The sequence below is a fragment of the Saccharopolyspora sp. NPDC000995 genome (assembly GCF_053599315.1).
Map to the genome: position 1 here is coordinate 19721 of NZ_JBSFLZ010000053.1, position 23085 is coordinate 42805.

At 69.8% G+C, this 23085-nt stretch carries 14 protein-coding genes; 4 read left to right on the plus strand and 10 right to left on the minus strand.

Features of this window, described 5'->3' with window-relative positions; genetic code table 11:
* Positions 1-36 precede the first annotated feature (36 nt).
* On the plus strand, positions 37-2361 hold the full coding sequence (locus ACWDKQ_RS18660; RefSeq protein ID WP_450139990.1) for an ATP-binding protein: 2325 nt from the start codon (positions 37-39) through the stop codon (positions 2359-2361).
* Between the two features lie 499 nt (positions 2362-2860).
* Positions 2861-3466 (plus strand): class I SAM-dependent methyltransferase, encoded by a 606-nt coding sequence (locus ACWDKQ_RS18665; RefSeq protein ID WP_450139991.1) that lies wholly within the window; start codon positions 2861-2863, stop codon positions 3464-3466.
* A gap of 194 nt (positions 3467-3660) precedes the next feature.
* On the opposite strand, the gene ACWDKQ_RS18670 is transcribed toward ACWDKQ_RS18665, so the two are convergent.
* From ACWDKQ_RS18670 to ACWDKQ_RS18705, 8 genes are all read right to left on the minus strand, one after another.
* Positions 3661-3861 carry a hypothetical protein gene (locus tag ACWDKQ_RS18670; RefSeq protein ID WP_450139992.1) on the minus strand — a complete coding sequence of 67 codons (201 nt, stop codon included), beginning with the start codon at positions 3859-3861 and terminating at the stop codon, positions 3661-3663.
* Between the two features lie 608 nt (positions 3862-4469).
* Positions 4470-5015 (minus strand): cupin domain-containing protein, encoded by a 546-nt coding sequence (locus ACWDKQ_RS18675; RefSeq protein ID WP_450139993.1) that lies wholly within the window; start codon positions 5013-5015, stop codon positions 4470-4472.
* Positions 5016-5017: 2 nt separating this feature from the next.
* Positions 5018-6877 (minus strand): class I adenylate-forming enzyme family protein, encoded by a 1860-nt coding sequence (locus ACWDKQ_RS18680; protein WP_450139994.1) that lies wholly within the window; start codon positions 6875-6877, stop codon positions 5018-5020.
* Positions 6878-7066: 189 nt separating this feature from the next.
* Positions 7067-7270: an MbtH family protein gene (locus tag ACWDKQ_RS18685; protein ID WP_450139995.1), complete on the minus strand. Its 204-nt coding sequence runs from the start codon at positions 7268-7270 to the stop codon at positions 7067-7069.
* Positions 7267-18648 carry an amino acid adenylation domain-containing protein gene (locus ACWDKQ_RS18690; protein ID WP_450139996.1) on the minus strand — a complete coding sequence of 3794 codons (11382 nt, stop codon included), beginning with the start codon at positions 18646-18648 and terminating at the stop codon, positions 7267-7269. Before ACWDKQ_RS18690 ends, ACWDKQ_RS18685 begins: the two co-directional genes overlap by 4 nt.
* Positions 18649-19155: 507 nt before the next feature.
* On the minus strand, positions 19156-19737 hold the full coding sequence (locus ACWDKQ_RS18695; RefSeq protein ID WP_450139997.1) for a hypothetical protein: 582 nt from the start codon (positions 19735-19737) through the stop codon (positions 19156-19158).
* Positions 19738-19870: 133 nt separating this feature from the next.
* Positions 19871-20521 (minus strand): EndoU domain-containing protein, encoded by a 651-nt coding sequence (locus ACWDKQ_RS18700; RefSeq protein WP_450139998.1) that lies wholly within the window; start codon positions 20519-20521, stop codon positions 19871-19873.
* A gap of 329 nt (positions 20522-20850) precedes the next feature.
* Entirely contained in the window at positions 20851-21618 is a 768-nt protein-coding gene (locus ACWDKQ_RS18705; RefSeq protein WP_450139999.1) for an aldo/keto reductase, read from the minus strand.
* 74 nt (positions 21619-21692) lie between these two features.
* Between ACWDKQ_RS18705 and ACWDKQ_RS18710 the strand changes: the two genes are divergently transcribed.
* Complete coding sequence (locus ACWDKQ_RS18710; protein WP_450140000.1) at positions 21693-21851, plus strand: hypothetical protein; 159 nt, start codon at positions 21693-21695, stop codon at positions 21849-21851.
* 105 nt (positions 21852-21956) lie between these two features.
* Here ACWDKQ_RS18710 and ACWDKQ_RS18715 read toward each other — a convergent pair whose 3' ends face one another.
* Together ACWDKQ_RS18715 and ACWDKQ_RS18720 are read right to left on the minus strand one after the other, a co-directional pair.
* Positions 21957-22139: a hypothetical protein gene (locus ACWDKQ_RS18715; RefSeq protein WP_450140001.1), complete on the minus strand. Its 183-nt coding sequence runs from the start codon at positions 22137-22139 to the stop codon at positions 21957-21959.
* Positions 22139-22381: a hypothetical protein gene (locus ACWDKQ_RS18720; RefSeq protein WP_450140002.1), complete on the minus strand. Its 243-nt coding sequence runs from the start codon at positions 22379-22381 to the stop codon at positions 22139-22141. The genes ACWDKQ_RS18715 and ACWDKQ_RS18720 overlap by 1 nt, the downstream gene beginning before the upstream one ends.
* A gap of 526 nt (positions 22382-22907) precedes the next feature.
* Between ACWDKQ_RS18720 and ACWDKQ_RS18725 the strand changes: the two genes are divergently transcribed.
* Positions 22908-23085 (plus strand): DUF6262 family protein (locus ACWDKQ_RS18725; protein WP_450140006.1); only part of this gene is annotated, 178 nt, incomplete at its 3' end.

The following is a 23085-nucleotide window of genomic DNA, read 5'->3' on the forward strand; positions in this document are numbered from 1 at the left end:
GTTTCTCACGGGCCGCCGAGCTAGCCTGGAACTGCTATGACCGACGTGTTGACGCAGCGCTTGCAGGGGAGATGGCCGGCCGAGCTCACCAGCTTCGTCGGCCGGCGCAAAGAGCTGAGCCAGGTCAGACAGGCGCTGTCCGCCTCCCGGCTGGTCAGCCTGACCGGCGTGGGCGGCGTGGGCAAGACCAGGCTGGCCTCACGCGCCGCATGGAACATGCGGCGAGCCTTCCCCGACGGTGTTTGGCTGGTCGAACTCGCGGGTCTGGAAGACGAGGGGCTCGTTCCACAAGCGATCGTGTCCGCACTGGGCATCCACGATCAGTCCACACGCTGGACCGCCGAGACAGTAGCCGAGCGTGTCGCGGACCGGCATCTGCTACTGGTGCTCGATAACTGCGAGCATGTGCTCCACACCTGCGCGCTCACCGTGGCGGCCCTGCTCGAACGGTGTCCTGAACTGCGGATCCTGGTCACCAGCCGCCAGGCGCTCGGCATCGCCGGCGAGTCCATCCTGCCGGTCTCCGCCCTGCAATGCCCGGATGCCGACAGCGGTGTTGGGCCCAGTGCCTTGGCCAGTTACGAAGCTATAGCGCTGTTTTCGGACCGTGCGAAAGCGGTCCTGCCGGGATTCGTCCTCGACGACTACAACGGAAAAGTCGTCTCCGGCATCTGCCGACGACTGGATGGCATTCCCCTGGCAATCGAACTGGCGGCGGTGAGCCTGAGAGCGCTGTCCCCCGAGCAAGTCCTGCGGCGGCTGGACGACCGGTTCAGCTTGCTCACTAGCGGCAACAGGGCCGCGCTGCCGCGACATCAGACGCTGCGCGCCCTGATCGAATGGAGTTGCGATCTGTGCTCCAGCAACGAGAAGGAGCTGTGGGCACGTACCTCTGTCTTCGCCGACAGCTTTGATCTCGACGGTGCCGAGGCGGTCTGCGCGGACGAAAACCTATCCCAAGCAGACGTTCTTGACGCACTGGCAGGACTGGTGGACAAGTCGATCCTCACCCGCGATGACCGTGGCGGCCGGGCCCGGTACCGGCTACTGGAGACCATCCGGCAGTACGGCCGCGACATGCTGCGAAATTCCGGCCAGGAGACGCCGGTCCGCCAACGGCACCGTGACTGGTGCCTTAACCTGGCCGAGAAGATGCAGCAGCACTGGTTCGGCCCCGATCAAGCCCGTTGGTTTGCACGCCTGCGAACCGAACACGCCAACATTCGCACCGCACTCGAATTCTGCCTGAACGAGCCGACAGGTACTGTCGCCGGAACACGCATCGCAGACGCCCTCCGCGACTACTGGCGCGTCAGCGGATTCACCAGTGAAGGCCGCCGCTGGTGCGACCGAATCCTCCAGCATGGTACCGAGAAAGACGGCCACCGGCTGCGTTTGCTAATCAGTGCCAGCTACCTCGCCCTTCTGCAAAGCGATGTACCCGGAGCATCCACCCTCATCAGCGAGGCCCGCACGCTCACTGCCGCTCACGACGGCGACACAGCCGCACCGCTATGGGTTGCCGAAGCCCTCAACGCGGCACTGCAAGGCGACTTCTCAACCGGGGTCAAGCTCTGCGAAGAAGTGATGCCCAGGCTGCGGTTTTCCGGGGACCTGCCCTGGTTTTCCACCGGGCTAGTACTCCTAGGCGTCTGCGCCTCACTGCACGGCGACTCAGAACGCGTCACCGTCGCATACGAGGAACTTCTCGCGCTCTCACGCGAACACGGCGAAAGCTGGCGCTGCTCCTACGCCCTCTGGGGCCTCGGCGTCGAGACCTGGCGGCAAGGCCAGCCGCAACGAGCCGGCACACTCGCCCGCGAAAGCCTCGAGCTCCAGCAGGATTTCCACGACCACCACTGCAAAGCACTGTGCGCCGAAACGCTCGCATGGGTCGCCACAAGCGAAAACCGCTACGACGATGCCGCCCAGCTGTTCGGCACCGCCGAAACCATCCGCCGCGAAGCCGGCGCACCACTGCTGACCTTCTTCAGCGACTACCACGACGAATGCGAACAACGAACCCGCCACGCTCTCGGCGACGACCAGTACCGCCGCCGGTACACCCAAGGCGCGGACGTCAGCCTCGAACAAGCCATCGCCTACGCCCGCGGCAAACCGCCACGCACCGAGCCCGCTCCCCGGCAGGAGCCGCGCGCACGCCTTAGCCGACGCGAGCGGGAAATCGCCGAACTCGTGCGCCAAGGCATGAGCAACAAGCAAATCGCCAGCCACCTGGTCATCTCCCAACGCACCGCCGAAGCCCACGTCGAGAACATTCTCGTCAAACTCGGCTTCACCTCACGCGCCCAAATCGCAGCCTGGGCCTCCGCGAACGACAGCACCTCGCACGCCAGCTAGTAACAACCGCTCAGGGTGTGGGTGTACCGCATCGACGAGGTTACCGACCAGTCTGGCCGGCGAGTAGCTGGAGTTCATCGGGATCGCCGTGCCCCATCACGCGGGCGGTGACGTAATCGGTTCCGCCACCGAACGCCGGGGTGCATGTGGTCAAGGCGAAGTCCTTCGCCCCGACACTGCGCGAAGCGCGTGAGCTGGCCGCAGCCCGTGCCGAGGGCAGAATTGAGCTCAAGTCGCTGGATGACGGCCATCGCTGTCCTGCGCGACGTCGGCTTTAGAGAAACCCGCCGCCCCTCACCGCATGGATCCCCAAGGCCGGAACGCCGGGTCTCGACCGTCCCGCAACATCAAGCTTTTCGGAACCGTCGGACGTGTACCGCCCGGAGACAAGAACCCGCCCCAATTGACTAGCCCAGCGCCGCTGGTACCCGGCTCATGACTTCGGTCATATCATCGGCCTGTGGCAACTGCCCGCACTGGACTCCGGGAGAATGCAGGCATGGTTGAGCAGAGCATCTGGATGCAGAAGGTCACCGCCGACCCCGGGCACTCCGCCTGGTACATCGAACGCTTCCGTTCCATGGCTCGCGCCGGCGACGACCTCGCCGGGGAAGCCCGCCTCGTGGACGCCATGGTGCCGCGCCACGCCCGCATCCTCGACGCCGGCTGCGGCCCCGGCCGAGTCGGCGGCCTGTTGGCCGAAGCCGGCCACGACGTCGTCGGAGTCGACGTCGACCCTGTACTTATCGAGGCCGCCGAGCAAGACCACCCGGGGCCGCTCTGGATGGTTGGCGACCTAGCCGAACTCGACCTTCCCGCCCGGGGCATCACCGCACCGTTCGACGCGATCATCTGCGCCGGGAACGTTATGACCTTCCTCGCACCAAGCACGCGCGGGGCCGTGCTGAAACGGCTCCGCGCGCACCTCGCGCCGGGTGGCCGGGTCGCGATCGGCTTCGGCACCGGCCGTGGCTACGAGTTCACCGATTTCTTCGATGACGCGGCGGCAGCAGAACTCGAGCCCGACCTTCTGCTGTCCACTTGGGACCTGCGTCCGTTCACCGACGACTCGAGCTTCCTCGTAGCCCTCCTCCACGGACTATGAGCGCCTGACCAGCTGACCACGCCCGTAGGAGAACGGGCCGAAGAGGCAGCAGGGACGGGTTTCTGCTGTTGCGGCAAGAGAACCGCTTGTCGTCGGACAGCCGCTGCTGGACGCGGGCGAAGGTCTCTCCGTCCACAATGGCCGTTACGGGGCACTGTGCGGCGAGGCCACCGCCGCTGCGCCCGCAGCGTCGTCTAGCGATTGCCGGGAGAAGTCACCGCGATCGCCGATTTCTGCCGTGAAAAGGGCCTCGTGCTCATCGAGGACACCGCCTGCGCGGTGGCATCGTCCACGATTTCTACTGGGTCCAGACGACTCCGCAGATCCGCGACCAGGTAGCGCAACAAATGCTGGAACTCGGCATCGACACGAGCTTCCGATACCGGCCGCTGCACAAGGTCCCCTTCTACGGCGCGGACTGCAAGCTCCCTTCCGCAGAAAACGTCTCCCGCAGAACACTTCCTGCTACCACTTCACCCGATCCTCGAGACGCCGAGGTCGGCACGATGGCTGATGAGTTCCGCAAGGCCCTCTAGCACCACACCACCTGAAGATCACCACTGCGAAAGTGAGGATGTCGCGCGTGAGCGACACATTCGAAGAAATCTCCTGACCTTCGCCTGTCCATCCAAACCGACTGGCTGACCGTCGAGCGGCGCTCTGACTACGCCCCGAACCCAACCCCGTGGAAGCACTGAGGTCCAACGTCGTCAACGTCGAGTACGCATCCCTGGCCAAGCCGGCGTGGATCAGCCTGTACTACCGGCATCCCGCCCTGCATGCCTTGGCTCTGGCCAAAGCCGCCGAGCCGTCAGTCTCACCAACCACTGGGCGGCCGTCAGTCGAGCCTCCTTGATCTGACTGCCGCACGCAGCGGTGGATCAAGGCTGGGGCGAGGCTGTCTTCGCCGCGACCAAGCGCCTGCGCTGAGGTCGGCTGGCGGTTTCGCCGGGTGACCGGACACGACTCGGTGTGGTTGGCGAATGTCCGGTGGCTGCGCGGATCAGCCCGGCATCCCGGCGCACTCCCGGCACGGGCAGTGCCGGCAGTCCGCCGAGTGCAGGTAGCGCGCAGCCCCGGCGGTCTTGTCGCAGATCATGCAGGTCAGCTCACCGCCGTCGGCGATGATCTCCTCATAGGGCACCGGCGTCATGCGGTCGGTGGAGTCGATGTGCTTGTGCGGGGCGCCTACCGCGACGATCAGGTGATCGGTGATCGCGCCCACCGCGTGCGGCACCTGCCCTTCGATGAGGAAGGTCTGCCCGGCATGGGTCTCGTGGATCCGCCCGCCGTAGGTGATGGTCCCCGTCCCGGCCACCACGGTCAGCACGTGGTGGCCGGGATGGGTGTGCGGCACGAAACCCTGCCCGGCCGGCAGCCGGATCAGGTCGGCGCCGATCTCGCCGTTGGTGGCAAGTTCCTGACCGCTGGCCGCGGCGGTGCCGTGCATGGGCACCGCCAGCTCCCCGTGGTCCACGCGCAGTTCGGTGTGGTCGGGGCCGATCGAGCTCTTCGCCCAGGTCGCGATGTGCAGGTCGTTGTGCGGCATGGTTATTCCTCCTCGGTGGGGCGGGCTGCCCAGATGACTCCGCCGAGGTCGTGGCGGCCGGCCCGCAACGCGGAGAAACCCGCGATGGCGAAGCCGTCGTGCCGCAACCGGCGCAGCCGGGTCCATCGGTCGGCGCAGTGGCCGGTTCTTCCGTCGTTGAGATACGTCCAAAGCAGGTCCAACGCCCACGGCAGGCCGCCTGCGGTTGCCGCCGGTGCGTGCGGCAGCAGCACCAGTCGCCGGTCGTCGAGCGTGGTCTCCACACCGAAGGGCATCGCGACCCCGGGTGCGCCCTGCATCTCGGCCACGGCTGCGGCCAGTTCGGCGTACGACGACAGTGGCCACGACGCGGTGAGCTTGGCCCGCAGCACTGCCCGGTCGGCCGCGCGCCGCTCGGGATCCGCGTCGCAGCCGAGGCGCAGCGAGTCGAACGCCTCGTAGACCGGTTCGCCGGTCGGCTCCAGCGAGTCGGGTTCCGGGACGCGCTCGGCTAGGGCGCGCACCTTCTGCAGCGGTACGTCCGGGTGCGGGGTGCCGCGCAGCAGTTCATGCGCGGTGGCCGCGGCGTAGCGCAGCAGGCGCTCGTAGCGGGAGGGGCTTTCGCGGCGGGCGACGAGCGTGGCGCCCATCATTGAACGCTGCGGTTTCCCGGTGGCGGTGGCGCGGAAGTCGCCGATGCGCAGCACCGCCGGGCGCAGCTCGGTACGCTCGCACAACTGCTGCAGCCGGTCGACGGGCTGGTCGGTGGCGACCAGGCCGATCTCCTGGCCGAGCGTGGCCTCGGTGACGCCGACGGCGGCGAACCGGCCGGAAAGGCCATCTTCGCGCCAGCAACGTTCGACGTCGAGCGGGTAGTGCTTCTCGCCGCCGCGGTCGATGCGTTCCTTGGTGCGGCCCTTGAGCACCAGCAGATCGCCGCGGAATTCGCCGAGGTCGCCGGTGCGCAGCCAGCCGTCGGCGGTCATGGCCTCGGCGGTGGCAGCCGGGTCTTGCCAGTAGCCGTCCATCAGGTCCGGGGTGTTGATCCAGACCTCGCCACCCTCCAGACGCAGCCGCGTGTCCGGCAGCGCCAGTCCGACCGGCGGGAACCGGTCGAGGTAGTGCTCGGTGAACCCGGCCTCGTCGGGTGCGGGCATGGTGACGCTGAAGTTGACCGCTTCGGTCAGCCCGTAACCCTGGCGCAGCCGCGGCCCGTAGGTGCGGTGGAACCGGCGGGCGAGGTCGCCGGTCAGCGGGGCGGCGGCGGTGATCAGGTAGTCGAGGCCGTCGGGCCACGGCGGCGCGGCTTCCAGCAGGTCCGGCAACAGGGCGGGCACGATCGATGCGGTGCGGGCCCCGGCCTGCTCGAGCGCGGCGAAGTAACCCGTCGGGTCCGCGGCCGGGTGCAGCACCAGCTGCGCCCCGGTCAGATGGGTGCCCAGCAGCGACATGACCAGCGCGTTGCAGTGGTGCAGCGGCAGGCACGTTCCGTGCGGGCGGCCGGGTCCGATGCCGTGCAGCGCGGCGGTCTTAGTCGCGTTGCCCACCACGGCGCGGCGGCTGAGCATGACGCCTTTGGGGGTGCCGGTCGAGCCCGAGGTGAACATGATCAGCGCCAGGCCCGCGGCGTCGGGGTGCTCGACGGGCAGCCCGGTCCGGCGCAGCGAGCTCGTCGAGCCCCGGCCGTCGACGACCGCGCTGGCCGAGACTCGGTCCACGATGCCCTCGAGCTGCGCATCCCCAGCCCGCGGTGCCATTGGCACGGCGACCAGTTCGCGTTCGAAGCACTCCAGCAGCGCCGAAGCGAGCCCGGGGCCGCTGGGAAGGCGGATGACCACCCGTGCCCCGGCGGGGAGGTCGGCCAGTTCGTTGCGGTGATTCACCGGTGATTACCTCCTGGTCGTTGGCGGTGCCCACGCCTGTGCGGTACACGGGGTTGTCGTCTCGTTCCCAGCGGCGCCGGTGGCCAGCAACGCCCACCGGCAACTCCGCCGGGTTCGCGGTCCGCTGGCGAGGACAGCTGCGACGCCGCGCACGGCCAGGCGATCTCGCGGAGCGCGGGCGAGAGCATTTCAGGGCGTCTCGCGCAGGCTCGCGGGGCGCAGGTCGGTCCAGTTGAGCTCGACGTAGCTGAGCGCCGCCGCACGGCTGGTCTCCTCACAAACCACCTCCCAGCCCGCGGGCACCGCGGCGAACGCCGGCCACAGGGAGTGCTGCGCCTGCTCGTTGCGCAGCACCAGGAACGTGCCGTCCTCGTCGTCGAACGGGTTGGTCATGGGGTTCTGCAGCCCTTCTGCTCGGTGAGGTGGTCGCGCACGATGCGGGCTATTTCGCCGACGTGCTGGGGTTGCATGAGCCGGTCGTGCGGCAGGTCGATCCGATAGGTGGCCAACTCGCCGCCGACGTGCGCGCGCCACGCGCGGGCTCCTGGACCGGCTTTGGCCGCGATGTGCACGGCGTCGCCGGGGTAGTGGCCCGGTCGGTGGCCGCGCAGCAGCTCGGCGTGGTGCCGGGCGGTGGCCACGGTGCGGGCGATGTCGGCTTCGGTGAACGCGGCGAACGCGCCGTCGTCTCGGCGCAGCAGCTGCGAGACCGCCTCGAACGTCAGCTCCCCCTCGGGTTGATCGTCGTGGCCGATGCCGGTGAGCAGGATGCGGTACACCCGCTGCGCGTCGATCGGTACGGGCTCGTCGCCCAGCGGTGGGTCGATCAGGCACAGCAGGCCGACCGGCAGGTCCCGGTCGCGCGCCTTGATCGCCATGCGGTGGGCGACGAGGCCGCCGAAGGACCAGCCGAGCAGGTGCAGCGGTCCGCGCGGGTGCGCCGAGCGGATCTCCTGCAGGTAGCGCTCGGCCATCTCATCGATGCTGCCCGGCGGATGCGCGCCTGCGTCACCTTGCAGCGCGTAGACGGGCTGGTCTTGGTCGAGGTGGGCCAGCAGCCCGGCGTACGCCCAGCCCAGGCCGCTGAGCGGGTGCACGCAGCACAGCGGCGCGGCCTGACCGCCGGAGCGCAGCGGCAGCAGGGGTCCTCCTGCCGCGGAGGGACCGGTCAGCGCGCGGTGCAGCGCCGCCGGGGTGCCCGCCTCAAACACGTCGCGGACCTTCGCGCGCAGGCCGAGCCGCGATCGGATCCGGGCGATCAGGGGCGCGGTGATCAGCGAATGCCCGCCGAGTTCGAAGAAGTTCTCCTCCGGTCCCACCCGGGCGGTCCCCAGCACTTCGGCGAAGATCTCGCACAGCACCCGCACCGGCGCCGCCACATCCGGCTCCCCGGCTGCGGATTGGTCAGCTGCGGTTTGCTCGGCTGCGGTGTCCTCGGCCGGGGCGAGCAGCCTGTCGCGCAGCAGCTTCCCGTTCGACGAGAGGGGCAGTTCGTCGCAGGTCAGCAGCCGCGACGGGATCAGGTACTCGGGCAGCCTCCCCCTGAGGTACTCACGCACCGAGGCGAGATCCACGCCGGGTGCGATCAGGTGCGCGACGAGCCTGTCGTCGTGGGCGTCGTGCGCGTGCACGGTCACCGCGGCGGCCCGCACCTGCGGGTGCCCGAGCAGCGCGGCCTCGACCTCGCTCGGTTCGACGCGGTGGCCGCGGATTTTGACCTGCTCGTCCGCGCGGCCGTGGAAGCGCAGCGATCCCTCCGGTGTGCGGGAGGCGAGGTCGCCGGTGCGGTACATGCGGGTGCCGGGCGGGCCGAATGGGTCGGCGACGAACCGCTGTGCGCTCAGCGCCGCTCGGTGCAGGTAGCCGGTGGCCACGCCGAGTCCGGAGATGTAGAGCTCGCCAACGGCGCCCGGCGGTGCCGGGCGCAGCCGATCGTCGAGGACGTGGCAGGCGGTGTTCCACAACGGACGACCCAGTGGCACCACCTCCCGCTGCCGGCCTTCGACCGGGCAGGCGCTGGACCAGACCGTCGTCTCGGTGGGGCCGTAGCAGGCCAGCAGCCGCACCCCGAGTCCGCACAGCCGCTCAGCCAGCGGGCCGGGCACGGCCTCGCCGCCGATCACTCCTCTGATACCGCGCAGCGCCCGCGGCCGGTCGGCGGCCAGGGTGCGCCACAGCGACGGTGTCGCATGCATTACCGTCACCCGCTGCCGTTCGACCAGCTCCATCAGCGCATCGGGATCGCGGGTGGTGTCGCGGTCCGCCATGACCACGGCCGCGCCGGTGAGCGCGCCGAGGTAGAACTCCGGCACGGACATGTCGAAGCCCACCGGGGCTGTGGCCAGCACCCGGTCCCCCGCGCCGACCTCCAGGAGCTCGGCCAGCGCGGCCAGCAGGTTCACCACCGCGCGGTGCGCCACGACCACGCCCTTGGGGCGGCCGGTGGAGCCGGAGGTGTAGAGGACATAAGCGGTACCGGTCGCGATCGGTGCGGGTGATCGGCCGGGGCGGGTGAAGCTCAGCTGGCCGCGCGCGTCGGTGCCGACGACGAGCGCGGGCCGGGCGTCGTCCAACACCGCTGCGGTGCGAGCGGCGGGCCAGTCCGGTTCGCAGGGCAGGCAGGCGGCGCCGGTGCGCAGCACCGCCAGCATCGTGGCGAGCAGGTCGGGTGTGCGGGGCAGGGCCGAGGCCACCAGCGCTCCCGGACCGATGCCGTGCTCGGTGAGCTGCGCGGCGATCTCCCGCACCCGCTGGTCGAGTTCCCGGAACGTCAGCGCTCCGTGATCGTGCAGCACCGCCTCGGCGTGCGGGGTTCGGGCGACCTGCGCGGCGAACAGCTCGTGCAACGGGGTCGACGGGACCTGGCGGGCGGTGTCGTTACAGCCGTGGACCAGCCAGTGGTGCTCCTGCTCGGAGACCACGGGGAGCTCGGCGATCGGTGTGCCAGGCGCCTCCGTCGCGGCGCGCAGCAAGAGTTCGAAGCGGCTGATCAGCTTCTGCGCGGTGTCCGGGGTGAACAGTTCGGTGTCGTACTCCAGCACCCCGGTGATGCCCCCGGGCATTCCGGTCGGGGTGTGGTTCTGGCGCAGGCTCAGCAGCAGGTCCATCCGGGAGGACTCGCCGTGCAGCGCCACCTGCTCGGTGCTGATGCCGGGCAGGTCGAACTCCTGTGGCGGGGTGTCCTGGAAAGCCAGCATTACCTGGAACAGCGGTTGGTGGCCCAGCGATCGGGCCGGGTTGAGCACTTCCACCAGCCGCTCGATGGGCACCTCCTGGTGGTCGAAGGCGTCGAGGTCGGCCGCCCGTACCCGCCGCAGCAGTTCGCTGAAGCTCGGCCTCCCGGACAGGTCGGTACGCAGCACGACGGTGTTGACGAAGCAGCCCACCGCGTCGTGCAGCGCGGCGTCGTTGCGCCCGGCCACCGGGGTGCCGATCGGGATGTCCTCACCGGCACCGAGCCTGCACAGCAGGGCGGCGAACGCGGCGTGCAGCACCATGAACGGGCTGACGTCGTGGTCCTGGGCCAGCCGCAGCACGGCCGCGTGCAGCTTCGCATGCAGGGCGACCTCGATCGTCTCGCCGTGGTGCGCCGAGACCGGCGGGCGGGGGTGGTCGGTGGGCAGCGGGAGCAGTTCGGGGGCACCGGCGAGTACCTTCGTCCAGTGCCGCAGCTGCGGCTCGGCGTCGATCGCCTGCTGCCAGAGGGTGAAGTCGGCGTACCGCACCGCGCTGGTGGGCCACCGCGGGTTTCGACCGGTGGACCTGGCCCGGTAGGCGGTGGACAGGTCGCGGGCCAGCGGGGCCAGCGACCAGCCGTCCACCGCGATGTGGTGCAGCAGCACCAGCAGCACGTGCCGGTCGGGACCGTGTTCGTAGAGGGTGGCGCGGATCGGCAGCTCGGCGGCGAGGTCGAAGCGGTGCGCGGAGTCCGCCGCCAGCCGCGCCGCTAGGTCGGCCTCGGCGACCTGGATGTGCTCGAACCGCAGCTGCTCTGGGCTGCGCACCTGCTGCCATGGTCCGTCTTCGGATTCGGCGACCACCGTGCGCAGGCTCTCGTGCCTGGCCACGACGTCGCTCAGCGCAGCGCGCAGCGCGGCGGCCGACAGCGGCCCGTCCAGGCGCACCGCGAAGCGCATGTTGTAGGTGGTCGCGAACTCGTCGAAGCCGCTTGTGAACCACATCCGCCGCTGCGCGGGTGAGAGCGGTACGCGCTGCGGCCGCCGGTCCGGGCGCAGCGCGGGCCGGTCGCGGGTGCGGGCGTGGGCTACGTGGCCGGCGAGTTCAGCCACGGTAGGCGCATCGAACAGGGTGCGGATGTCGAGTTCCACGCCGAGCCCGGAACGCACCCGGTTGATCAGCCGGGTGGCCAGCAGCGAGTGCCCACCACTGTCGAAGAAGCTCTCCTGCACCCCGATCTCCGGTATGCCCAACGTCGCGGCGAACGCCTCGCACAAGAACCGCTCCACCGCCCCGCTGGGTGCCCGTCCCGCGGCGCGCCCGCTCCCGGGCTCCGGCAACGCCGCGCGGTCCAGCTTCCCGTTGGCGGTCAGCGGGATTTCGGCGACGGCCACGACGAAGGCGGGAACCATGTGCGCGGGCAGCAGCGTCGCGGCGTGCTCCCGCAACTGAGCGGTATCGACCTCGGTGGTGGGCACTACGTAGGCGACCAGCCGGCCGCCGCCGGTGTCGTCGTGCTGGGCGAGCACCACCGCGCGGGCCACCGACGGGTGCAGTTCGAGGACGTGCTCCACCTCGGCGGGTTCGATGCGGAAACCGCGCACCTTCACCTGCAGGTCGACGCGCCCCAGGTACTCCAAGGACCCGTCCGGCAGCGCCCGCGCCAGGTCGCCGGAGCGGTACAGCCGCGTACCGGCGGGCCCGAACGGGTCGGCGACGAACCGGGCGGCGGTCAGCCCCGCCCGCCCCAGGTATCCGCGCGCCACCCCGGGCCCGCCCAGGTAGATCTCCCCTGGACATCCCGGCGGCACCGGGCGCAGCGCGTGGTCGAGCAGGTGCAGCCGCAGATCCGCCAGCGCCGTCCCGATCACGCTGCGCGTCTCGGCCGGGTCGGACAGCAGCGCCCAGGTGGCGTGCACCGTGGTCTCGGTGATGCCGTACATGTTGACCAGTCGCGGCCGCTGCTGGCCGTGCCAGCCGCGCAGCCGGGCCGGGTCCAGCGCTTCCCCGGCGAAGACCACGTGGCGCAGCGCGGGCAGTCCGCCGCCGGGTTCTTCCTGCGCGAGCTGGTAGAACGCCGAGGGCGTCTGGGACAGCGCCGTGACCCCTTCGGCGTCCAGCAGCTCCCGCAGCGCCCTGGGCGCGCGGGTGACCTCGCCCGGCACCACCACCAGCCGCCCGCCCCGGCCCAGCGCGCTCCACAGCTCCCACACCGACACGTCGAACGCGCAGGAGTGGAACAACGCGTGCACGTCATCGGGCCCGAACCCGAAGAGATCGTCGGTGACCTCCAGTAGCCGCAGCACGTTGCGGTGCGAGACCACCACGCCCTTGGGTTCACCGGTCGAACCGGACGTGTAGATCACGTAGGCCGCGTGGTCCGGGTGGATGGGCACCCGCGGGGCGTCGGCCCCGGCGGCGGCCAGCTCGGCTCTGGTTCGGGGATCGTCGAGCAGCAGCACGCCGGGCTGCGCCGGTAGCGCCGGTCGCAGCGCGCGCACCGAGACGATCACCACCGGCTCGGCGTCGGCGGTGGTGCGCCGGATCCGCTCCAACGGGTTTTCCGGGTCCAGCGGCAGGTACCCCGCGCCGGATTTCAGCGCCGCCAGCAACGCCACCACCAGCTCCGGCGAACGCGGTAACGCCAGCGCCACCAGCCGTTCCGGCCCGGCGCCGCGCGCGATCAGCAGCCGCGCCAGCCGGTTCGCCCGTTCGTTGAGCTCGCCGTAGGTGAGCCGTTCCGGCCCGAACGAGACCGCGACGGCTTCGGGCTGCGCCGCGGCGTGCGCCTCGAACAGCTCCGGCAGCGCGGCGTGCTGCGGTCCGGGCGGCGAGATCGCTGCGGCGTCGAGGTCTTCACCGGGCAGCAGTAGCCCGATCTCGCCGAGGCGGGAGTGCGGCGTTGCGCCGATTCGGGCCAGCACTGCGGCCAGCCGCCGCAGCAGGCGTCGCGCCGCGGCCTCGCCGAGCACGTCAAGGCGGTGGTCGAGCCGGAAACCGAGCTGATCACCGGGCACCGCGATCAGCGACAGCGGGTAATGCGTGCCGTCGAGCACTTCGACGCCGGTGACCCGCAGCCCCGGCACCGGATGGGGGCCGGAGTCATCCAACGGGTAGTTCTCGAAGACCACCGCGGTGTCGAACAGCTCCCCGTGCCCGGCGATGGCCTGCAGGCGCGTCAGGTCCGCATGTTGGTGCTCGAGTACCGCGAGCTGCTGGTCCCGCAGTGCCGCCAGCGCCTCGGCGACGGTGCGCCGCGGATCGAGCCGCACCCGCACCGGAACAGTGTTAATCAGCAGCCCGACGACCTCCTCCACGCCCGGCAGCTCCGGCGGGCGGCCGGAGACCGTGGCTCCGAAGACCACGTCATCGCGACCGGTCAGCGCGCCCAGCAGCATCGCCCACGCCAGCTGCACCACGGTGCTCACCGTCGAACCCAGCCGCTGCGCGGTGCGCCGCACCGCGGCGGTGTCGGCCGCATCGAGCCGGTCGAACACCCGGCCGCGGTCCTCGGCGCCGCGACCCGCCGCCGGGGCCACCAGCGTCGGACCGTCCACATCGGACAAGATCGTGCGCCAGACCTCCTCGTGCGCGGCGCCGTCGCGGTCCCGCGTCCAGTCCAGGAACCGCCGGTAGTCGGCGGGTGCGGGCAGCGCAGCTCCGGCGTAGAGCGCGAGCAGGTCGTTGATCAGGATCGGCGTGGACCACCCGTCGATCACGATGTGGTGGGTGCTGAGCACCAGCACGTGCCGGTCCGCGCCCGCGCCCAGCAGCGCCGCCCGCCACACCGGGGCCTCGGCCAGGTCGAAGCGCCGCGACCGGTCGGTGTCGAGGAACCGCCGGACCTCCTGCGCCGAGGCTTCCTTGCGCCGCGTCCACTCGACGGTGAAGCTCGCCGGCCAGACCTGCACCGGCACTCCTTCAGCGTCGTGGCGAAAAGCCGCCGACAGCTGCGGGTGCCTGCGCAGCAACGCGTGCACCGCCTCACGCAGCCGCTGCTCGTCGAGCTCCCCGGTGAGCTCGAAGACGAACCGCACCAGGTAGGGATCGGCTGCCTGCGCGTCGTACATCGAGTGGAAGAGCAGCCCCTGCGCCAGCGGCGGCAGCGGCAGCACCGTGTCCGCCCGCTGCCCGGCACCCTCCCGCGCGTACTCGGCCATCGCGCCAAGCACCGCGAGCCAACGTTCGCCCAGGACCGCGGCCTCGCGCTCGCCGAGCAGCTGTCCGTCCCACGACCAGTTCGCGGTCAACCGCGGCCCGCCGGGCTCGTCGGTGACCGCGCAATCCAGCTCGACCAGGTGCACCATCCGCATGTCCTGCGGCATCGACGAGCCGAGCACCGGCGCCCACGGGCAAGGGCACCAGTCCGCATCGCTGCCCGCGTCGAACCTGCCGAGGTAGTTGAACCCGAACCGCGGCCGCGTCCCGCCCGCAAGGACCGGGGCGCTCTGCGGGTTCAGGTAGCGCAGCAGGCCGTAGCCGAAACCGTTGCGCGGCACCGAAGCCAGCGCGGCCCGCACGTTCTCGATCACCTCGCCGAGCAGGCGGCGGTCCTGCTGAACCTGCGACCAGGCCGCCCCCGGTTGCAGCTGCACCGGGAACTGCGTGGTGAACCAACCGACGGTGCGCGAGAGGTCCAGCCCGCCGAACTCCTCGCGCCCGTGCCGTTCCACGTCCACCAGCACTGTGGGCCCGTCAGCCACCGCGAGAGCGAAGGCGCTCAGCAGCAGCGTGTCGGCGGAGCAGCCGAAAACGGCCGTTGCCTGCTCCAGCACACCGGCGGTGATCTCTTCGGGCAGCTGCAACGACAGGTGACCGCGGTCGGACTCCGCGCCCGGCTGCGCCGAGTGCCCGCTGACCTCGGCGACCTGTCGCCACTGCGGGAACTCCGCCTGCGTTCCCGGTTCCCGCGCGTGCTCGGGCAGCGCCCGCGCCCACTGCGCGAACAAGGTCCCCGCGGTCTCCGCGCGCGGGGACCTCCCACCGAGCACGGCCTGTCCGGCCTCGCGCAGGTCGTCGAGCAGGATCCGCCACGACACCCCGTCCACGGCCAAGTGGTGCACCGCGAGCACGAGCGTGCCCGGCTCGCCACCGGCATCGAGCCACACCGCGCTCACCGCCGGGCCGGTCTCGACGTCGAGCCGCGCCTGCGCGTGCCGCGCCCATTGCCCCGCCAGCTCCCGCCTGCGCTGCTCGGCGAGCTCGCGCACGTCCACCCGTGCGAAGTCGAACCCGGCCTGCGCCGCGACCTGCAGGTTCCACAGCCCACCGGTGGCCGTGAGTTTCAACCGCAGCGCGTCGTGCCGCCGCACCAGCCACGAGAGCACCGACCGCAGCCCCTGCTCCCCCAGCTCGGCGGGTACCCGCAGCGTCGCGCACTGGGCGAACCCGGCCAGCGCGCCGCCGCGTTCCCGCAGCCAGTGCATGATCGGCGTCAAGGGCAGCGGACCGGCCGCAGCGCCCGGCCCCGGCAGCGCCGGTGCGGCCGCACCCACCCGCCTGGCCAGCGCGGCCACGGTCGGGTGGCGGAACACGTCGGAGGTGCCGAGTTCGAGGCCACCGCGCCGGGCCCGGCTGGCGAGCTGGATCGCCTTGATGCTGTCACCGCCCAGCGCGAAGAAGTCCCGGTCCGGCGGCATCTCGGCTAAGCCGAGCACCTCGCGGAACAATTCGGCCAGCAGCTCCTCGGCCGCCGACGCCGGGATCGGGGATTCGGTGAGCGTTTCCTGCGGCGCGAAGTCTTCGGCCGGATCGGGCAGCGCGGCGCGGTCCAGCTTCCCGTTGCGGTTCAACGGCAACTCCGCCACCACCACGAATTGCGAGGGCACCATGAACGGCGGCAGCAGCGCGGCCACGTGCTCCCGCAACGCGGCCGGATCCGCCTGCTCGGCAACGACGTAGGACACCAGCCGACGCCCGGTCTCCCCCTCCCTCAGCACCGTCGCCACCTGCCGCACACCCGCGGCCCGCCCCAGCGCGGCGTCGACTTCACCCGTCTCGATGCGGTGACCGCGCAACTTGACCTGGCCGTCGCCGCGGCCAGCGAAGTGCAGCGTGCCGTCTGGGTTCCATCGCGCCAGATCACCAGTGCGGTACATCCGCTCGCCCGGCGCCCCGAACGGGCAGGCCACGAACCGCTGCGCCGTCGCGACCGGATCGGCGAGGTAACCGCGAGCCAGTCCGAACCCGGCCAGATAGAGCTCCCCGACCGCGCCCAGCGGCACCGGCCGCAGCGCGGCGTCGAGCAGGTGCACCCGCTTGCCGTCGATCGGCGCGCCGATGGGCACAGCGGTGGCGTCCTCGGAGTCAACGACGTGGCGGGTGGCGAACACGGTCGTCTCGGTCGGGCCGTAGCCGTTGACCACCACGAGCTCCGGGGCGAGAGCCCGGACCCGGCGCACCGCCGCCGCCGGGACCACGTCGCCGCCGGTCCAGACCTGCCGGACACCGCGCAGCCACCCCGGGGCCTCCTGGCTGACCGCGTCGAACAACCCCGCCGTCAACCACAGCCCGGTCACCCCGGACCCGGCGACCACCTCACCCAGCACCTGCAGATCCGCTTCGCCCGGCGGGGCGAGCACGATCTCACCACCGGTCAGCAGCGGGACCCACAGCTCCAAGGTCAACGCGTCGAAGGCATGTGGGGAGTGCAGCAGCACCCGCTCGGCAGCGCCCTCGGCCCACCACCGGTCCTCGGTCAAGCGCACCACGTTCTCGTGCGTGATCGCGACGCCTTTCGGCGTGCCGGTGGAACCCGAGGTGAACATGACGCAGGCCAACCCCTCCGGCGTGATCACCGCAGCGGGCAGCTGGGCCGTGCCGCCGCCCGCTGCCACGTCCACGACCGTCCCGGTGCCGCGGAACCAGTCGGTGAACCCGTCCTGTGCGGTGGCCTCATCGGTGATCAGCAGCGCGAGATCCGCCCTGTCCGCGATGCAACGCAACCGGTGCGCCCCGTCGGCCCGGTGCAGCGGTACATACGCCGCCCCGGCCCGCACCACCGCCAGCACCGCCACCACCAGGCCCACCGAGCGCTCGACGAGCAGCCCGACCGGAGACTCCGCACCTGCCCCGGCCGCCACGAGCCGCGCGGCCAGTGCCTCGGCGCGGGCGTCTAGTTCGCGGTAGGTCAGCCGCTCACCGGTGGCGGGTGAGCGCACCGCGAACGCCTCAGGCGCGGCGGCGACCCGCTCGGCGAACCGCGACACCACGTCTTGTGCGGGAGCGGACCCCGCCGCCCCGGTGCCCGCGGACCGCACCCGGGACCGTTCGGCGGGGGCGGTCGTCTCGAGGCGCGCGATCTGGGTGCCCGGCTCGGCCCGCACCAACTGCTCCAGCAGGTGCAGGAACCGGTCACGGGCGGCCGCGAGCACTTCGCGGTCGTGGTTGGCTGGGTTCGCGTCGAAGTCGAAGCGCAGCTGCCCATCACCTCGGTCGTAGGCGACCACGGAGAAGTCCTCCGACGGCGGCGCCGCCACGTTGTGCACGGTCGCGGTTCCATCGCCGAAGCTCAGCCCGTAGGCGAACTTCTGCACGTTGACCACCGGCCCGAAGAACCTGCGACCGTCCTCGGGATACCCGGCCTCCCGGCTCAGCCGCTCGCCTCGGTACCGCTGGTGGGCCAGCACCGACCGCACCCGGTCACAGACCTGCCCGAGCAGCTCGGCCACCGTGGCCGCCGGGTCCAGGCGCAACCGCAGCGGCAGCACGTTCGCCGACATCGACGGCACGGTCCAGCTCAACCCGCTGAACCGTCCCGGCACCGGCAGGCTCAGCACCACCTCCCGGCTGCCCGAGATCGCCTGGGTGTGCAGGGCAGTCGCCGCGATCACCAGCCGCGACCAGCGCCAGCCGAACCGGTCGGCAGCCGCGCGCAGCTCGGCGAACTCCGCCTCGCCGAACGTGGTGGTCAGCCGCAGCGAACTCGCCGCGGCAGCGGCCGGCCGGGCGGCCATGCTCAGGAAACCGGGACCATCGGCGAGGTGCTCGTGCCACCACCTCCGGTCGGCGTCGAACTCCACCGAACTTCGATAGCAATCCTCTTCGGCCAGCAACGCGGCCAGGCCGCCCCACTGTCCGGCCGGGACGGGGAGCCCGCGGTGCAGGTGGTTGTATATCTCGGCGATCCGCGTGGTCAGCATCGTCATGCCGACACCGTCGAGGGCGATGTGGTGCGCCCATTGGAACAGCAGGTGCCGCTCCGCGGCCAGGCGCAGTACCACCGCGCCGTGGACCGGCCCGTCCCGCAGCTCCAGCGGCCGGTCCAGCTTAGCGCGCATCCAGCCCAGCGCCGCGCCGTGCGGATCGTCCGCACCGCTGAGGTCGTGCACCGCTACCACGGGCTCGATCTGGCGCAGGTGCTGGCGCGGGCGACCGTCGGGCCCTTCGGTGAAGGTGGCGTTCACCGCCTCGGCCTCGCGCGCGGCCAGCCGCACCGCCGTGGACAGCAGACCGACCTCCAGCGGCCCGGTGATCTCGGCGTACTCGCCCCACAGGTACGGCGAGGAGCTCGGGGAACCGGCCTGCTCGGCCAGCCAGATCCCGAGCTGGGCTTCGGAGACGGGGAGTTCGGTGGCCTGGTCGTACGAGGTCATCGGCAGTCCTCACCGGCAAGGGGGTAGCCCGCGCCTGACAGCGTCGATCGGCGCCGGTCGCCTCGCGGCGCGACCGGGCGCGGTGGATTTCGTCGGATTACGAGCAAAGTTCGCGGTGGCGCGCTGCGCCCGGGCCGGGTGTCACTTCACCGGCATCAGCGGATCTTCGGCGGGAGCTCGCCGCGGCCGACGGATACCCCGACGGCCAGGCCACGAGCCCGGGTCCTGCGCAAGATGTGTTCTCGCGCGCCGCAGCTACCGCCTCGCGGGCGGTGATCTTCCTCAAGCACGGCCCGACTCTTACACACGCCCACACGCGAGTCGACCCAAAACACTCAATTGGCGCAATTTGGACTTCCCGGGTGATGTTTCCGGTCACACCCCTGAGTGCGGGCACGATCCAGCCACCCCAATCGGCCACACAAGATCACAAACTTGGAGGGCCTCGATCAGCGAGAACCCCCGGCGCAGCGGCGCGCGCCGGGGGTTCAGCTGCGGCCAGGCCGCTCAGGGCTGCTCGGTGACGTTCAGCGAGGCGAGCGTGTTCTCCCGGTCGCGGAGGTACGGGAGGTCGGTAACGGTGGCCGGGCGGAACCAGTTCAGAAGCTCAGTCAGAGTCTGCTGCTCCTGCGGGGTCACTGGGATTTCACCCTTGACCAGGCTGGCGCAGAGATTGTCGAGCATGATCGCCTGTTCCCCGGCGAAGTTCAGGGTGCGGTTGCTGTCGAGATCGTGTAGCGACAGCCGGTCAGCGAATCGCTCCAACAGCTCCTGGGATTTGGTGTTGAGCCAGTTCAGGTCGGCGTTGGTCACCACTCGCGGTTGATCGGCGACCTGGATTGCGGCAAGTGTCTGCTCACGGTTGTTGATGTAGTCGTAGTCGCCGACGGGAACCGCATCAAGTAGCCGGGTCAGCGTTTCCTTTTCCGCCGGTGTCACTTCGGTGTGGCGGGCGACCAGCATCTTGCAGATTTCGTTGAGCAACGACGCCGAATCGCCCGCTTCACCCAGGGCACGGTACGACGCCAGACGACGCTTGGGCAGCCGGTCGGCGAACTGCTCCAGCAGTTGGCGTACCGCCTCGTTCACATGAGCTGTATCCATCGTCGTGTGATCTCCACTCACCTAGCTCAGGGTACCGGGTGCGGATTGCCGAGCTCGTCGTTCTTCATGACGCCTTTGCCACGTAACGGGTAGCCGGTTTGGACCTGGCCCTCCGGTGTCACGTAACCCTCGATCTCCACGCCGTCTCTGGTCCCGTTGAACTTGTAGTTCCCACTCTCTCCAGAGTGGGCGGCCGGTCCGGGTTTTTCGCAACATCTTCAATGACCTCGATAATCTGGTCATCGTCCCAAGACTCGGGGAACTCCGTCTTGCCAGGGTTTCCGGTTCCTGCGACGTGGCCACCTTTCCCGTTGCCTTCGCCGTCGAGGATGTGGATCCGATCAAGATCCTGGGTATGGATGTCCGCCGGGTTCGGTTTCTCGCCTTCGACCTTGTCCCAGGCAGTGGGTTGTGTCTTCCCCGGCTGGGGTGGCGGTGGAAGGGATGATCGCGTTCTGCCGTCAGGTCGGGCGGATGACTCCCGCGGCGGGGTACTTGGCGTTGAGCTCGTCGCAACGCGGGGCTGGTATTGCTTGATCTGTTCGGTACAGCGGCGCAGGACCTGCTGGGCGTGGGTGAGCTGGTCGCCGCTTTCTGCGTGGTACGCAAGGGCTTGTTGCGCCTCGTCGTCGTTGGTGCCGTTGAGCACCGAGAGATCGGTGCCGCTCTCCTCCAGGGCGGCCTGCACCGCACTGAGCTGTTCTGTCGCTTCGGCGAGCTTGCCCAGCACAAAGCTCAGTGCCTTGTCTACGTCCTCTACGGCAGACATAGCGATGATCGTGCCCGAGGCCCCCGGCGCCGACGCGCTTCTTTACGCCCAGACCCGCCTTTCGTTGCAGAGTTCCTTGTTCTGTAGCGCCTCGTCCAGATCATGGTCCTCCTGCGCTCGATGGGGCGAGGCGCTGTAGCGGGACGGCTACAGGCCACTACAGCAGACCAGCTGGTCATCTACGGCTCGATGCGGGCTGCTTGAGCGGCCCAGTCGGAGCGTTTAGCTGATCGCTCCGGCGTGTACCGCGATGGCCTTTCACTGCTGCGATGTCGTGCGGTCTCGGGCGGCCGGGTTGATGTTCGATCCCGCCCGCCCGGGCCACATGGCTACCTGGAGGCGCTGACGTTCTCGTCCAGGTGCTTGATCGACGCGGTGCCTGGGATCGGCAGCACGACCGGCGAGAGGTCCAGCAACCAGGCCAGTGCCTCCTGGGCAGGCAACCCGGACGTGAGGAGTTGTCCCTGCCCGAAAGGTGAGTAGGGAACGAACGCGGTCTCGGTCTGGGTGCAGTAGTTCAAGGCCACGATGTCGCCGTCGTCGGCGTTGAAGCGGTTCTGGACGGCCGCGATCGGGGTGAGTTCGCGGGCTTGCTTGAGCTGCGTCACCGTGACCTTGGAGAGGCCGATGAAGCGGATCTTGCCTTCCTCGCGCATGTCAGCGAGGACGCCGAGCTGGTCGGCGAGCGGCACGTGCTGATCGATGCGGTGCAGGTAGTACAGGTCGATCCGCTCCAATTCCAGTCGCCGCAGGCTCATTTCGAACCACTGGCGTAGGTACTCCGGCCGCCCGACGGGCGCCCACTGGTTGGGGCCTTGCCGGGTCATCCCGCCCTTGGTGGCGATCACGAGATCATCTGGGTACGGATGAAGTGCCTTACGGATCAGGTTCTCGGCGGTGTGGGGGCCATAAGCGTCGGCGGTATCGATGTGGTTGACCCCCAGTTCGACTGCGCGCCGGAGCAGTGCCTTGGCAGCGTTCGTGTCGGCCGGGTGGAACCAGTGCCCCGGCCCGGTTAGCTGCATCGTGCCGAGCCCGATTCGACGGACCGGCAGCTCGCCACCAAGACGGAAGATGTCAGTGTCGGTGGCCGTCATAGGCGCTCCATGGTCGTAGCGATCTCGGGCTCGAAGTCGGCGTCTGCGGGGTCCTTCAGTTCGTCCATGACGACGTGAACCACATCGGGCGAATTCAGGTGTGTCGTGTCGATCCGCAGGACCTGAATCCTGCGGACTTCTTGCAGGTATTCGGCGGCTTCGCGGAAGTAGCGGCATTCGCGGTAGCTGGATTCTCGGTAGAGGTCGGCCGCCAGGGCGAAGATCGCGCCTGAGAGTGGGGTCGTGGCGATCGGGGAAGACGAACCCGACGACGACGTTTCCGGCCCACACGAGGGAAATCAGGATCGTGAGCGCGGTGACCAGTGGACGGGGCAGCACTACTCGTGCACCATCCCGGAGAAGGCCGACCAGGTGTCCACGTTCGCGGCGAGGTTGACGTTGCTGGTGAGCCGGACGACGCAGGCGGGGAGCTTGGCTTTGCCGCGTGCAAGCTCGTCGATTCGGCTTTCGAGGGCACGGAAGTGCTCGGCGAGCGTGCCAGTGCCCGGCGGCTGGGGCATCAGATCACCGCCGGAGTCGGTTGCAGGTCGAGCTTCACCGAAGCCTCGTCGTTGTTGCTGAACGCGAGAATCGGTCGTCTGTATTGGCCGTCGGTAAGCCAGGGATGCCCGCTGACTCCGATAATGCCGACACTGTGCAGAAGATCACCGTAGATCGTCATCGACCAGGCGGTCTTGTGGATGCTGTCGGTGTTGCCCGGTACGAGGGCCTTCGGGTCGCTGGTCTCGCCGAGTTCCGCCATCACCGCCCGCCGGATCGGGACCGCCACCCTGGAGGATCTGGTCCAAGCGGGCTTGCGCCCCTTGATCCACTTTCTCCTACGACTTGACGCACTCGGTCAGCCGCCCGGAGATCTCCTGCGCGTCTTTGGCGAGGTTTTGCCGCCTTGTCGCAGTCGATGTCGCTGACCTTGCGGCGGCTCACCTGCTCCAGCGTTCCGGACACCCCGTCCGCCGCGTCTCGCGCAGCTAGATCGACGCGGGATCCGGCCCCCACAGGCCCAGTTCCTCCTGAGATCAAAACGTGGTCGGCCCGGAGGCTAGAGAAATGCGGCCAGCCCCAGGCGGACTTCACGCGAACGTCGCCCAATTGGATCAATCGAGCAAACCCTGCACAACGGCTGCGCCGTGGCCTGTTGCCCCCTAGCAGTGCGGCATCGCATCCAGGCCGGGGCGTCCAGCGTGGTTCCAACCGGTCAGGGCCGCAATCCAACGACACCAACGCCTCATCGCCCGACTCGACACCCTGATCAATAAGGCCCAAGCAGGATGACCAAAACCAGCACCCTCAACGACGTCGAACGCGCCTGCACCCAACTCATCCACGACGGCCACGCCGTCACCTTCACCGTCATTGCCGCTCGCACCGGACTGGGCCGCACCACCCTCTACCGCAACCCCACCCTCCGCGCCGTCATCGAACACCACCGACACCAGACCAGCACTA